Source organism: Kitasatospora cystarginea (assembly GCF_039533515.1).
GTDB lineage: Bacteria > Actinomycetota > Actinomycetes > Streptomycetales > Streptomycetaceae > Kitasatospora > Kitasatospora cystarginea.
Window position 1 is genome coordinate 82,793 of the sequence record NZ_BAAATR010000026.1, and the last position, 14,016, is coordinate 96,808.

General features: G+C 71.4%; 11 protein-coding genes. 6 read left to right on the forward strand and 5 right to left on the reverse strand.

The annotated features are described in order from the left end of the window. The first annotated feature begins 213 nt into the window (after positions 1 to 213). Positions 214 to 864: a formylglycine-generating enzyme family protein gene (locus ABD369_RS25815; RefSeq protein ID WP_425557765.1), complete on the forward strand. Its 651-nt coding sequence runs from the start codon at positions 214 to 216 to the stop codon at positions 862 to 864. A gap of 156 nt (positions 865 to 1,020) precedes the next feature. Here the strand turns inward: ABD369_RS25815 and ABD369_RS25820 are convergent, their stop codons facing one another. Next, positions 1,021 to 1,440 carry a MarR family winged helix-turn-helix transcriptional regulator gene (locus ABD369_RS25820; protein WP_344638934.1) on the reverse strand — a complete coding sequence of 140 codons (420 nt, stop codon included), beginning with the start codon at positions 1,438 to 1,440 and terminating at the stop codon, positions 1,021 to 1,023. 127 nt (positions 1,441 to 1,567) lie between these two features. On the opposite strand from ABD369_RS25820, the gene ABD369_RS25825 reads away from it, so the two are divergent. The 4 genes from ABD369_RS25825 to ABD369_RS25840 all read left to right on the forward strand — a co-directional run bounded on the left by ABD369_RS25825 (position 1,568) and on the right by ABD369_RS25840 (position 6,757). Next, positions 1,568 to 3,565 carry an aldehyde dehydrogenase family protein gene (locus tag ABD369_RS25825; RefSeq protein WP_344638935.1) on the forward strand — a complete coding sequence of 666 codons (1,998 nt, stop codon included), beginning with the start codon at positions 1,568 to 1,570 and terminating at the stop codon, positions 3,563 to 3,565. Positions 3,566 to 3,618: 53 nt separating this feature from the next. Next, positions 3,619 to 4,383, forward strand: a complete 765-nt coding sequence (locus ABD369_RS25830; RefSeq protein WP_344638936.1) for a maleylpyruvate isomerase family mycothiol-dependent enzyme — start codon at positions 3,619 to 3,621, stop codon at positions 4,381 to 4,383. A 332-nt stretch (positions 4,384 to 4,715) separates the two neighbouring features. Beyond that, a complete protein-coding gene (locus ABD369_RS25835) occupies positions 4,716 to 5,306 on the forward strand; it encodes a GNAT family N-acetyltransferase (protein ID WP_344638937.1) in 591 nt (196 codons plus the stop codon). A gap of 239 nt (positions 5,307 to 5,545) precedes the next feature. Beyond that, a complete protein-coding gene (locus tag ABD369_RS25840; RefSeq protein ID WP_344638938.1) occupies positions 5,546 to 6,757 on the forward strand; it encodes a copper resistance D family protein in 1,212 nt (403 codons plus the stop codon). A 164-nt stretch (positions 6,758 to 6,921) separates the two neighbouring features. Here ABD369_RS25840 and fumC read toward each other — a convergent pair whose 3' ends face one another. The 3 genes from fumC to ABD369_RS25855 all read right to left on the reverse strand — a co-directional run bounded on the left by fumC (position 6,922) and on the right by ABD369_RS25855 (position 10,690). Beyond that, positions 6,922 to 8,406 carry a class II fumarate hydratase gene (gene fumC / locus ABD369_RS25845; RefSeq protein WP_344638939.1) on the reverse strand — a complete coding sequence of 495 codons (1,485 nt, stop codon included), beginning with the start codon at positions 8,404 to 8,406 and terminating at the stop codon, positions 6,922 to 6,924. After that, entirely contained in the window at positions 8,403 to 10,076 is a 1,674-nt protein-coding gene (locus ABD369_RS25850; protein WP_344638940.1) for an NAD-dependent malic enzyme, read from the reverse strand. The genes fumC and ABD369_RS25850 overlap by 4 nt, the downstream gene beginning before the upstream one ends. A 182-nt stretch (positions 10,077 to 10,258) precedes the next feature. Then, positions 10,259 to 10,690, reverse strand: coding sequence for a pyridoxal-phosphate dependent enzyme (locus ABD369_RS25855; RefSeq protein ID WP_344638941.1), 432 nt, complete (start codon positions 10,688 to 10,690; stop codon positions 10,259 to 10,261). A 178-nt stretch (positions 10,691 to 10,868) separates the two neighbouring features. Between ABD369_RS25855 and ABD369_RS25860 the strand changes: the two genes are divergently transcribed. Then, a complete protein-coding gene (locus ABD369_RS25860; RefSeq protein WP_344638942.1) occupies positions 10,869 to 12,425 on the forward strand; it encodes a UbiD family decarboxylase in 1,557 nt (518 codons plus the stop codon). Between the two features lie 373 nt (positions 12,426 to 12,798). Here ABD369_RS25860 and ABD369_RS25865 read toward each other — a convergent pair whose 3' ends face one another. After that, positions 12,799 to 14,010, reverse strand: a complete 1,212-nt coding sequence (locus ABD369_RS25865; RefSeq protein ID WP_344638943.1) for a cytochrome P450 — start codon at positions 14,008 to 14,010, stop codon at positions 12,799 to 12,801. Positions 14,011 to 14,016 lie beyond the last annotated feature (6 nt).

Sequence of the window (14,016 nt, forward strand, 5' to 3'; positions counted from 1 at the left end):
GAGAGCGCGCGGAGCGGACGATCCCACAGCGGGGGTTGACGTAGGGCGCCAGCGCTCTCCGGGCCCGCTGGATCGTCCGCATTCGCCGAAGTACCCGTCACGGAAGTCGAGTTCCATCCGTAGCCGCACGCGGCCCGGCATCCCGGCGGCGCGGTTGCCCGCCACGGCTGCCGCTAGGATCACCTGCTTGTGGATGCTGGCGCAGGAATCGAGATGATCACGGTCCCGTCGGGGCGGGTAACGCTGTCGGACCGGCGGACGCAGCGCAGTTGGCCGGTCGAGCTGGCCTCCTACCGGCTCGCGGCCTTCCCCGTCACCCAGGAGCTGTACACACGGATCGCCGGCAGGCGGCCGAGCACCACCCATGGGGACCGGCTGCCCGTCGAGGGCGTCTCCTGGTGGGACGCGGTCCGGTTCTGCAACGCGCTGTCCCGGCACGACGGGTTCGCGCCCGCCTACCGCATCGGCGCCGACGGCGAATCCGTCGAGTGGGACGCGTCCGCCGACGGGTACCGGCTGCCGACCGAGGCCGAGTGGGAGTACGCCTGCCGCGCCGGTACCACCGGAGCGCACTACGGACCGCTCGACGAGGTCGCCTGGTACCGCGGCAACTCGCACGGGCGACTTCACGACGTGGGCGGCAAACAGCCCAATCCGTGGGGCTTCCACGACATGCTCGGCAACGTCTGGGACTGGTGCTGGGACCTCTACGACCCCGCGGTCTACGGCACCTACCGGGTACTGCGCGGCGGCGGCTGGTTCGACGAACACTGGAGCTGCCGGGCCTCCGCGCGGCGCCGCTCCCACCCGAGCTTCCAGGTCGACGACGTGGGCTTCCGGGTCGCGCGTTCCGTCATGCGCTGATCCGAGGACTGCGCCGGCCCACCGCACCCCGGCAGGCGCACCCGGGCGCCTCGAACCGCCGGACCGAGCGTCCCCTGCCGCGGGACCGGTCGCCCCGCGAAGTGCCGGACCGAGCGGCCCCGAACCGCCACTCTGACGCACCCGACCGACCACCAGCTACGGGAAGACCTGCCCGAGCAGGCGGCCGAGGGTGCGCCGGTCCTCGTCGTCCAGTTGCTCCAGGCCGGTGAGGCCGGTCATCAGCTCGGCCCTGATGAGCCGGACCGTCTCCTCCCCCTGCTCGGTCAGCACGACGTTCTTCACCCTGCGGTCGGCCGGGTCGACCTCGCGGCGGACCAGCCCGCGCGCCTCCAGCCGGTCGGCGATACCCGTGATGTTCGAGGCGTCGCAGGTGAGCAGATCGGCCAGGGTGCGCATGGGCATCGGCCGGCGCAGCAGGCTGAGCATCTTGCCCTGCATCAGGGTGAGCCCGTGCCCGGCCGCCACGGAGGCGAAGTTGCGGTAGTAGGCGGCAGCCGCGTGTGCGAGCCGGTCCATCAGCTGGACGGGCGTCGGGGGCGGCTCGGGCTGGCTCATGCGGCGAGCCTACGCGACTTTGATTGACATCCTCAACCTTTGAGCCCTACCTTCTCTTTTGCTTGAAGGCTTCAACCTTCCAGGTCATCAAGCCTCTCCCCGTCGCACCCCTTGCTGGAGCACTGCCATGACCTCCGCCCTGTTCGTCGTCACCGGCGCCACCCACTGGACGCTGGCCGACGGCACTGAGCACCCCACCGGCTTCTGGGCCGAGGAACTCGCCGAGCCGCACCGGATCTTCCGCGAGGCAGGTCTGGAGATCACCATCGCCACCCCCGGCGGCGTCGCCGCACCGGTCGACCCGGCCAGCCTCACCCCGGCCGCCGCCGGAGGCGCGGCGCAGGCCGAGCGACTGGCCGCCTACCTGGACGGCATCCGGGCCGGACTCGAGGGCCCGGCCCGGCTGGAGGAGATCGACCCGGACGCCTACGACCTGGTCTTCTATCCCGGCGGCCACGGCCCGATGGAGGACCTCGCCGGCAACGAGACCTCCGGCCGGATCCTCATCCGCACCCTCGACTCGGGCAAGCCCCTCGGCCTGCTCTGCCACGCCCCCGCCGCCCTGCTCGCCGCCCGCCACGAGGACGGCAGCCCGACGTTCGCCGGCTACCGGATGACCGCGTTCAGCAACGCCGAGGAGACCGCGGCCGGATTCGCCGACCGGGCCGCATGGCTCCTCCAGGACCGGCTGAGCGCACTCGGCGCGGACTTCGTCGCCGCAGCGCCGTTCGCTCCGCACACCGTCGTCGACCGCAACCTCCACACCGGCCAGAACCCGGCCTCCTCCGCCGAGCTGGCCCGGACGCTGCTGGCCGCCGTGGCCACCGATCCGACCACGGTGGCGGCCCGGCTGCGGGCCCGCTTCGCCACCGGCCGCACCAGGCCGCTGGAGTGGCGCCTGCGGCAGCTCGCCGCGGTGCGTGCACTGCTCACCGAGCAGCAGGACACCCTGCTCGCCGCTCTCCACGCCGACCTGGGCAAGGGCCCCGAGGAGGCGTACCGCACCGAGATCGGCTTCACCCTCAACGAACTCGACCACACCGTGGCCAACTTGGCGCAGTGGCTGAGCCCGCGCCCGGCCGCCGTGCCCGACGCCTTCCGGCTCGCCGAGGCCCGGGTGGTCCGCGATCCGCTCGGTGTGGTGCTGATCATCGCGCCGTGGAACTACCCGCTCCAGCTGGCCCTCGCCCCGCTGGTGGGCGCGCTGGCGGCCGGCAACACCGCCGTGCTCAAGCCCAGCGAGCTGGCCCCGGCCACCTCCGCCGCACTGGCCCGGCTGCTGCCGCGCTACCTCGACCGGGAGACCGCGGCCGTGGTCGAGGGCGGCGTCCCGGAGACCACCGCCCTGCTGGAGCAGCGCTGGGACCACATCTTCTACACCGGCAACGGCACGGTCGGCCGGATCGTGATGGCGGCCGCCGCCCGGCACCTCACACCGGTCACCCTCGAACTCGGCGGCAAGAGCCCGGCGGTGGTCGAACCCGGCGTCGACCTGGCCGCCACCGCGCAGCGGCTCGCCCGCGGCAAGTTCCAGAACGCCGGCCAGACCTGCGTCGCCCCCGACTACGTCCTCGCCGTCGGCGACACCGCCGCCGAACTCGGAGCGCACCTGGCCGAGGCCGTCCGCGCGCTGTACGGCGACGACCCGTCGATCGCACCCGAGTACGGACGGATCGTCAACGAGCGCCACTTCGACCGGCTCACCGCACTGCTCGACGACGGCCGAGTGGTCACCGGCGGACAGCACGACCGGGAAAGCCGCTACCTCGCGCCCACCGTGCTCGCCGATGTCGCGCCCGACGCACCGGTGATGCGCGAGGAGATCTTCGGCCCGATCCTGCCGATCGTCCCCGTCCCCGACCTCGACGCGGCGGTGGCGTTCATCAACGAGCGTGACAAGCCGCTCGCCCTGTACGCCTTCACCGAATCGGCCGAGACCAAGCGGCGGTTGACCGAGGAGACCTCCTCGGGAGGACTCGCCTTCGGCCTGCCGGTCTCCCATCTCGCCGTGCCCGAGCTGCCGTTCGGCGGTGTCGGGGAGAGCGGCATGGGCCGATACCACGGCGAGTACTCCATCGAGACGTTCAGCCACACCAAGGCGGTGCTCGACAAGCCGCTCGGCTGACCGCCCGAACCGACGCACCGACACCCGAACCGAGGAACAGGAAAGGCCCTGCCTTGAGCACCACCCCGGACCACCGCGCCGCCATCGCGGCCGAGACGGCCCATCTCGTCCGCACCGTCGAGGCCGCCGATCCGGCGACCCCCGTACCGTCCTGCCCCGGCTGGACGCTGACCGACCTCATCCGGCACACCGGCAGTGTGCAGCGGTGGTTCTCCGTGCTGCTGCGGCAGCGGGTCCAGCAGCCGCCGCGCAGCCGGGACGTCGACCTCAAGCTGCCCACCGACCCCGCGGCCTACCCCGACTGGCTGGCCGAGAGCGCCGTCGAGGCCGCCGAGGCGTTCGCCACCATCGACCCGGACACGCCGATGTGGGCCTGGGGAGCCGACCAGCACGCCCGGTTCTGGGCCCGCCGGATGCTGTTCGAGACCCTGGTGCACCGGGCCGACGCCGAGCTCGCCCTCGGGCTTCACCCCGCGATCGACCGCACGCTCGCGGCGGACGGCGTGGACGAGTTCCTGGTCAACCTGCCGTTCGCGGCCTCCTTCGCCCCCGGCACCGCCCAACTCCGCGGCCAGGACCGGACCATCCGCTTCACCTGCACCGACGCGGACGGCGACTGGCTGGTCCGGCTGCGCCCGGACGGCTTCGGCCTCGACGCCGGCTCCACCGGAGCGGACCGCCCCGACGCCTCCGTCCGCGCCACCGCCGCCGACCTCCTGCTGCTGCTCTACGGCCGACTGGACCGAACGGCCGAAGCGGTCGAAACGGCCGGGGACGAGGAGTTGCTCGCGCACTGGTTCACGCACTCGGCGTTCTGACCCTCTCCCGGGCACACCGGCCGGGCCACCACCGCCGCCCGTCCGGGGCGCCGTCTCCGGACCACGACGGCGATCTGTCCATCCGTCGGACGGGGTGGCGTGACCGCCCGAAACGCGGTTCCGGACAGCGGTCTTGGGGCGAGTCCCCGAGGCCGCTGCCCGGCCGCCTCTCCGCCGGCGGCGGCCACGCCCTGGAGGGCGGCGGCGCCCCTGCCCCGTTCCGGGGAGATCCACGGGGCGGAACGCGGCCGGTTCCGCTACGCCGGGCGCGCGTTCAACAGACGAGGAGGCCGGCTCCCGGCGCGCGGTCGTTGCACCGTAGGCTCGCTCGCATGATCACACGGGAGCCGGTTCTGCGGACCGAGCGGCTGTCGCTGTTCCGTCCGGAGCGGGTCGACCTGGCGGCGGTGCTCGCCGTCCACGGCGATCCCGAGACCAACCGCCACAACCCGGACGGACCGATGCGTTCGTCCGAGCAGGGCGAGCGGTGGCTGCGCCGCTGGATCGAGGACTGGTCCCGCGACGGCGTCGGCTACTTCACGGTGGTGCGGACGTCCGAGCCGACGCAGGTGATCGGGTTCGCCGGACTCAAGGTCGCGACCGTTGGGATCGCCCGGGGCGACCGACCGGTCGACGACGCCCACGAGGGCCCGGCCGACCACGTGCGCGCGCTCAACCTCTACTACCGCTTCCGACCCTCGTCCTGGGGGCAGGGCCTCGCCGCGGAGGCGGCACGCGCAGCCCTGGACCACACCCGGCCGCACCACCCCGAACTGCCCGCCTACGCGCTGATCCGGGCGGACAACCTGGCCTCGCTCCGGCTCGCGGCGCGCCTGGGCTTCCAGGCCACCGGAGAGGTGGACGCGGCAGGGCGCCGCGTCCACCTCCTGGGTGTGCCGGGCCAGTTGACCGATCCGTCCTGAGGCACCAAGGCGGGGAGGCAGCCGGTACCGGACTCGGCCCCCGGCTTAGGTCGACCCGCCGTTCGTGGCGGGTTCCCGGTCGCCCGACCGGTGCAGCCGGGCGGCGGCCGTGATGTGACGGACCGCCCGTCGGCAACGCCCGCCGACGGCCCGCCGCCCGGTCAGGCATCGACAACGGCTGAACCGCCCCCGTCGGCGGTGTGGACAACCCACCAGATGTTTAGGTTAGCCTTACCTTCATGAGTTTTGCGCACCTGGCCGCGTCGTCGGTCGGCTACACCATGCCTCCCCTCTGGCGAATACTCACCAAATCCGGCTATTTCGTCGGCCTGTGCGGAGCCATCGGGGCCACCGTGACGTACGTGGCCGCGGTTCGCCCCGCACTGCACGCGCCGGGGACCGAGACCGGTGACGTCACGGCCCTACGCCGGCGGGCGGCGGCCTGCCTGGCCTGGGCCGGGGCGCTGCTGCTGGTCACCGGCTACTTCCAGCTCGCCGCCCGAGTCGCCCGGGCCGGCAAGGGCATGCCGTTCGGCGAAGCCCTTTCACCGGGACGGATATGGGACTTCCTGCACGCACCCGCCGGGCCGGGGGCCTGGGTGGCACAGGGCACGCTCTACCTGATCCAGAACATCGTCCTCGTGCTGGCGTCCGCCGCCCTGCTCGCACTGTTCAGCCCGCGTGCGCAGCGCCGCCCGGACGCCCTCGCGCTCATCGGACTCCCCCTCTCGCTCGGGGTGACCCTCATCGCGGCGGTGCCGGCCACCGCCCCCACAGCCGCGGACCGCGTGCTTGACCTGGTGTTCGATCAACTCCACATCATCGGTGGCACGGTGTGGCTCGGTGGCCTGGCCCTGCTCGCCCTGCTCTCCGGTGCCCGCCGCCTGCTGAGCGAGAACGCCGGTGTGCTGTGGGCGGACCTCTGGCGGCGGTTCAGCCTCGTGGCGCTGGTCTGCGTGGGGTCGGTGCTGGTCTCGGGCCTGTGGATGACCTGGAAGCACGTGGGCAGCGTCGGGCAGCTGTGGACCACCACCTACGGGCTCTTCCTCCTCATCAAGATCGTGCTGGTCCTTGGCATGGTCGCCGCCGGCGGCGTCAACCAGTTCTGGCTGATGCCCCGCATCGCCCGCGCCCGCCGCAGCGACGCGACCTCCTCACTCCTTCACCTGACGCTGCGCCACTTCCCCGCGGTGGTCTGGGGCGAGGTCGCCCTCGGAGTCGGCGTCCTGGCCGTCGTCCCCTTCCTCAGCGGCTCCGCCCGTTCCGAGGCCGGCAGCCCGCCGGCCGTCACGACCGGCAGCGTCCTCACGGCCGGCGCCGCACTCACCCTCACCCTCGCGGCATCGCTCTACGCCACGGCCAAGGCCTCCGACGCCCTCTCCCGGCGCCCGACCGGCCGGACCCCCGCACCTTCCGCCAGCGGCCACACGATCACCCCGACCGCGGGGTGAACCCCACCGGTGCGGACCGGCAGGCCCTCGCCCGCCGGTCCGCACCGGCCGTGCCGGATGCTTCGAGCAAGCGGACAACTCCGGTATGCCGATCGGCGCTTCCCGCGAGCGCCCAGCCCATCCACCCACCGATGCCCGAACGATGTGGCGCACATGGACCCCGTTCATCCCTGCCACTCGGCCGAGCCGACCATGCCGGCCGGATTGACGATGCGGTCGAATTCCTCGGCGCCGATGTAGCCGGAGGCCAGTGCGGCCTCGCGCAGGGTGGTTCCCTCGTCGTTGGCCTTGTGCGCGATCGCGGAGGCCTTGTCGTAGCCGATGACCGGAGAGAGAGCGGTGACCAGCATGAGTGATCGGTTGACGTAGCCGTCGATCTGGTCGTGGTTGAGCTGGGTGCCCTCGATGCAGTACTCGCGCAGCTTGGCGCACGCGTCGGCGAGGATGGTGGCCGCGTGCAGGAAGTTGTTGATGATCACCGGGCGCATGGCGTTGAGCTCGAAGTTGCCCTGGGATCCGGCGAAGGCGATGGCGGTGTCCTCGGACAGCACTTGGATGCAGACCATGACCATCGCCTCGCACTGGGTCGGGTTGACCTTGCCCGGCATGATCGAGGAGCCCGGCTCGTTCGCCGGGAGGATCAACTCCCCCAGGCCGCAGCGTGGACCGGAGGCCAGCCACCGGATGTCGTTGGCGATCTTCATCAGCGGCACGGCGAGGGCCCTCAGCCCGGCGGAGGCGCCGGCCATCGCGTCCAGGCCGCCCTGGGCGGCGAACTTGTTGGCGGCGGTGGTGAACGGGAAGCCGGTCGCAGAGGCGATCTCAGCGGCGACCTGCTCGGCGAATCCGGGCGGGGCGTTCAGCCCGGTGCCGACCGCGGTACCGCCCGCGGCGAGCTCGTACAGGCCCTCGGCGGACCCGGTGACCCGGTCGACGGCTTGCTTCAACTGGTGGGCGTAGCCGGACCACTCCTGCCCGACGGTGAGCGGGACCGCGTCCTCCAGGTGGGTGCGGCCGATCTTCACCACGTCGTGCCACTGCCCGGCCTTGACCTCGATAGCCTGCCGCAGCGCCTGCACACTGGGCAGCAGGCGCTCGTGGACCGACTTGACCGCGGCGATGTGCATGGCGGTGGGGAAGGTGTCGTTGGACGACTGCCCCATGTTGACATGGTCGTTGGGGTGGATCGGGGACTTGCTGCCCAGTTCGCCGCCGACCAGTTGGATCGCCCGGTTGCTGATCACCTCGTTGGTGTTCATGTTGGACTGCGTGCCGGATCCGGTCTGCCATACGTAGAGCGGGAAGTGGTCGTCGAGCTCGCCCGCGATGACCTCGTCAGCCACTTTCCCGATCAGGTCGGCTTTCCAGGCCGGTAGCCGCCCGGCACGCCCGTTGACGATCGCGGCCGCCTTCTTGACGTGGCCGTAGGCGTGGTAGACGGCCTTGGGCATCCGGTCGTCCCCGATGGAGAAGTGGATCAGGGAGCGCTGGGTCTGCGCCCCCCAGTAGCGGTCGGCGGGGACGTCGATGGCGCCCATGGAGTCGGTCTCCCGCCGGGTACCGGTCGCGTCCAGGCCGATCGGGAGATCGAGGATCTTCGGGGCCTGGTCCTCCGCGACCCGGTCGACGCCGGAGTGCTGCGCGGTCATGACGTCACTCCGTTCCCGTAGACCGGCGCCCACATGGCCTCCCGAACAGCCTGGCCGGGGTCGGCCGGCTTGGCGGTGGCCACGCCCTCGTCGAGCGCGGCCTCGACCACGGCCGTCGCGGTGATCGCCGAGGACGCCCGGAGGTTCTCCACCGGCGGCAGCAGACAGGCCCCCGGTCCGGTCGGGTCGACCTGGTCCGCGACCGCCTGCGCGGCGGCGAGCAGCATGCCCGCGGTCACCCGGGACGCCCCGGAGACGATGGTGCCCAGGCCCAGCCCCGGGTACAGCAGCGCATTGTTGGCCTGCCCGATCTCGTAGGTCACGCCCTCGAACTCCACGGGCGGGACGGGGATGCCGGTCGCCACCAGCGCCTTCCCCCCGGACCAGGCGATGACGTCGGCGGGCATGGCCTCGATGCGGGAGGTGGGGTTGGAGATCGGGAAGATGATCGGCCGCTCGGTGCCCTCGGTCATGGCCTCGACGACCTCGCGGGTGAACGCCCCGTGCGCCGTGGAGGTCCCCAGCAGGATGGTCGGCGCCGTCCGCCGGACGGTTTCCAGCAGCGAGACGGCCCCGTCGTCCCTGGCCCAGTCCGCGACGTCCGCGGGGTCACGCGCGTAGGGCCGCTGGAAGTCCCGCAGGTCGGTCATGTCCCGGGTGAGCAGTCCCTGCTTGTCGATCAGCCACACCTGCGCGGTGGCCTGCCCGGGATCCGCGCCGTCGCGGATCATCGCGTCGCGCAACTGGTCGGCGATGCCGACTCCCGCGGTGCCGGCGCCGAACACGAGAAGCTTCTGGTCCCGCATCGGCACGCCGCTGACCTTGACGGCCGACAGCGCGGCAGCCAGGGTGATGGCGCCGGTGCCCTGCATGTCGTCGTTGAAGATCCTGTAGGTGCCGCCGTAGGTCTCGAGGATCCGCCGGGCGTTGTCGGGGCCGAAGTCCTCGAAGTGCAGCAGCGCACCCGGGAACATCGAGGACGCGATCCGCAGGTACTTCTCGATGAACGCGTCGTAGTCGGCGCCGCGGACCCGGGGGTGCCGATTGCCCAGGTACAGCGGGTCGTTCAGCAGTGACTCACGGTCCGTGCCCACGTCCAGTGACACGGGGACGACTCGGCTCGGGTCGATGCCGGCCGCCGCGGTGTAGACCGCCAGTTTGCCCACCGAGATCTGGATCCCGCCCACGCCCCAGTCGCCGATGCCCAGGATCTCCTCGGCATCGGTGCACACGATCAGATCCACGTCATCGGGCCCGAGCTGGAGCGTGGCGAAGGCCTTCTCGATGTCGTCCGCCCGGTCGATGGACAGGAAGACGCCTCGCGGGCGGCGGTACTCGTGGGAGTACTTCTCGATCGCCTCGCCGACCGTGGGGTCGTACACGATCGGCAACAGCTCCACCAGGTGATCTGTGAGCATCTTGTAGTACAGGATCTCGTTGCGGTCGTGCAGTTGTTCCAGGTACACGTTCTTGGCAAGGTCACTGCCCTGCGCCTGCAGCTGCTGGTAAGCGCGCTGCGCCTGCTGCTCCAGCGGCAGCACCCCGGACGGCAACCGCCCGGTCAGGCCCAGCTCGTCCCGTTCCGCCTGCGTGAACGCCACGCCCCGGTTGCGGAGTGGATCCATCAGGATGCCTGGCGCGGCAGGCGTCCGCACGGTTCTCTTGGTCATGTGGCTCTCCCCACGTGCGTGTGCGACGCGTGCACCGCCCGGCGACCCCGGGCCGGGAGCATTCCCCGCCGCTACCTCTACCGTGCGCACACGGATCCCACTGCCGCGCGTTGATCTCGCGCCGGTCCGAAGCGTCGACGGCTGCGACTGTCCTGCCTGTCGCGAGCGCCCCCGCCGGGCGGCTACCTGGGGCCGAAGGTGTTGAGAAGGACCACGGGCTCCCCGCCGAAGCGACCGGCCGCGTCCAGCTCCAGGAACGCTGCGAAGGCCTTGGCGGTGTAGGTCTGCTCCAGCGCTCGACCGGCCTCGGACCTCGCCCGGTCGAGCGCTGCCGCGCCCTGCGCGGTGGGGTGCGCGTAGCCGGTGCCGAGCCATCCGTACTCCGTGACCACGTCGGATGGGCTGGACTCGGCTTCCGGCAGGCCGACGCCCCGGTCCCGTAGCAGCGCCAGTGACTTCCGCGCCGACTTGGTGAGCGTCGGTGTGTCCAGGCGGAGGGTGTCGTTGACCACGACTCCCAGCACCCGGGTGCGCAGTCCGGCCAGCCGCAACCCCAGTGCCAGACCGGCCGCGGTACCGCCCGAGTGACGGGGACGGCCGTGTCCCCCTCCCACCCGACCCGACCAGCCAGATCAGGTGTCGGAGCCCGCACTCGGACACCTTCGCCGAGCGATGGGCACGCACCCTGCTGAAGGAACGGTCTGGGACGGCAGCTCCGGGCCGCGATGTTTCGGCGTTAGAGCCGCGATATCCGGTGTGCCTACCGTCAGTTCCCGAGCGAGGAGGACTGTCGTGGAACATCTCAAAAGCCTGCGCGACTTCATAGCCGCGCTGGATGCCATCGGCGAGATCCAGCCGATCGACAAGGAAGTCGACTGGCGGCTGGAGCTCGGCGCGGTGGCACGCCGTACCTATGAACTACGGGCCCCGGCACCACTGTTCAACACCATCACCGACATCGATGAGGGATTCCGGGTGCTGTCGGCGCCCGGCGGCCTGTCGGCCCAGCCGGGCCTGACCTACAGCCGGATCGCGCTCGCTCTCGGCCTGCCCGCCGACACCGGGGGCGCCGAGATCGTCACCGCCCTCGCCGACGCCCGGCGGCGCGAGCCGATCCCTCCGGTGGAGGTGGACCGAGCCGCGGCGCCGTGCAAGGAGAACGTCATGAAGGGCGACGACGTCGACCTCCTGAAGTTCCCGACCCCGCTGATCCACGACGGCGACGGCGGCCGCTACATCCAGTCCTTCGGCATGAACATCGCCAGGACACCCGACGGGGCGTGGACCAACTGGTCGATCAACCGGATGATGCTGGTCGACCGCAACCGCCTGGCCTGTCTGATCCCGCCGCCGCAGCACCTGGGCATGATCCGAGCGCAGTGGACCGAACGCGGCGAGGACATGCCGGTCGCGGTCGCGCTCGGCGTCGAACCCGGGCTGCCCTACGTCGGCGGGATGCCGCTGCCGGAGGGCGAGGACGAGTCGCACTTCCTCGGCGCCTACTTCGGCGAGCCGCTGGAGCTGGTGAAGGCCGAGACGGTGGACCTGCTCGTACCGGCCACCGCCGAGATCGTCATCGAGGGGTACGTCTCCCGGACCGATCTGGTCGAGGAGGGCCCGATGGGCGAGTACCCGGGGTACCCCGACCGCGGCAGCCACTCGCCCAAGCCGGTCCTGCACGTCACGGCGGTCACCCACCGGAACGACGCGATCCTGCCGGTGGCGGTGGCCGGCGCGCCGGTCGAGGAGGACCACACGGGCTGGGGCCTTCCGCACGCCGCGGAGATGGTGCATGTGCTGCGCGAGGCGGGGGTTCCCGTGTCAGCGTGCTGGGGTGTGCTGGAGTCCGCGGCGCACTGGTGGGTCGTCGCACTGAAGCCGTCGGGGCACGAGGACTCGGGCCTGGGGTCGAAGGAGATGGCGCAGCGGGTCGGCGAGGTGGTGTTCGGCGCCGGCAAGCTCGCCTTCGGCGTACCCAAACTGCTGCTGGTCGAGCACGACTTCGACATCGCCGACCCGGCGCAGCTGATCTGGGCGTTCGCGAGCCGCGCGCATCCGGAGCACGGCGAGGCGCACTTAGCGGTCCTTGTCGAACCCGGGCGGCCGGCCCCCGGCCCTGCCGCGTCGGATCCGGTTGGCGGCCTGATCGGCTTTGGGCGGTGCTTGGCCAGGGCGAAGACGGCTCGTAGGGCGTCCTTCAGTCGCCAGGCGCGGTGGAGGGGTCGGCGACCGCGATCCGGCCAGCTTGGCGACCTGGCGGTCGTCATCCCCGGCGTCTGCCGCAGCACGACGCTGGAGAAGCTCGGCTTCCCAGGATTCTCCGCGCTCGCGGCGGGCACCCGAGGGTAGCGGTGGGTCCGCAGTCCGGTACATTCGCGAGGCGATCTGGCAATGCCGCAGCATGACCGGCCTACGGCGCACCAGGCGGCAGTCACGGCGGGCGCATGGCGGCCCGCCATCCCCTGTCGCTTTGGCAGTTGACTTCGTTCGACGAATGTTCTGTGAGATCGGGCCGGGCAAGCTATGCCCGGCCTTGCCGCTGGATCGGGGCCGGGCAGGCGAGAAGATCGTGAGATGGTCGGCTACAAGTACGACCCGGTCTGGCGGCAACACACCCAGGGGCGGACCGTGCGACCTGGATGTCAATACTCTCTCCGGTGCCCGCAGTGTTGGGGGCCTTTGCGCGGGCGCCAGAACTGGTCGCGGGCAGCGTTGTGGTCGGTCAGAGTCGGATGGGGAGGTGGCGGGGTCCGCGGAGCATGGCGGCGTGCCGGTAGGGGGGTGGGTCCTGGAGGAGGGTTGCGCTGGGGAGGTGGGGGATCAGTGCGCCGAGTGCGGCCTGGGCTTCGATACGGGCGAGTGGTGCGCCGTAGCACAGGTGGATGCCGCTGCCGAAACCGAGGTGCTGGTTGTCCGGGCGGGTGGGGTCGAACCGGTCGGGATCGTGGAACCGCTTGGGGTCGCGGTTGCCGGAGGCCAGCGCGAGTACGACGGAGGTGCCCTTGGGGAGGGTGGTGCCGGCGATGTCCACGTCGGCGAGGGGGATGCGTTGGCGCATGTGGACCGGGGGCTCGTAGCGCAGCAGCTCCTCCACCGCGGCCGGTAGCAGGTCGGGTTCGCGGCGCAGCCGGTCCAGGTGGTCGGGGTGGCGTAGCAGGGTGAGGACTCCGTTGGTGATGAGGTTGACGGTGGTTTCGTGTCCGGCGATGAGGAGCAGTACGGCGGTTTCCGCGAGTTCCTCGTGGGTGAGCCGCATGGCCGGGTCGGGTTCGTTGATGTAGGCGGAGAGCATGTCGCCGGTGGGATGGTCGCGGCGTTGTTCGGCGAGGTTTACCAGGTACTGGCCCATCTCGATCCGGGCCTGCTCGCCGGCCCGGTCCCGCTCGGCGGAAGCCTCCTCGTCGGGTCTGACGTCGGCGGAGGCGACGATCGCGTCGGACCATTGCCGGAACCGTGGTTCGTCCTCCTGTGGGACGCCGAGCAGCCGGCAGATGACGGTGACGGGCAGTGGGTAGGCGAAGTCGTCGACGATGTCGATCGCGGTGCGGTCCTGGAGGTTCTGGAGCAGTTCCTCGGTGAGTTCGGTGATCTGGCCGCGCATGGCGTCGATGCGGCCGGGGCTGTGCGGCGGGCCGAACGGTCGCATGGCCAGGCTGCGCAGCCTGTGGTGCTCGGGGTCGTCGAGCCGTAGGAACGGCGGTTTCGGTGTCTCCTTGGATGGCTGCGTGGACGGGGCGGTGAGGTTGCGCGGATCGGCGCTGATGCGTGGGTCGTGGAGGAGCGCGGTGATCTCGTGGTAGGTGCCGATCAGGTAGCTGCCGTCCGCCTGCCGCACGACGGGACCGGCTTCGCGCAGTTCCGTGTAGAGCGGGTAGGGGTTGGGGCGGTTGGCGTAGTCGGTGATCCGTTCCAGGAGGGTGTCGGCGGCGGCCATGGGGCG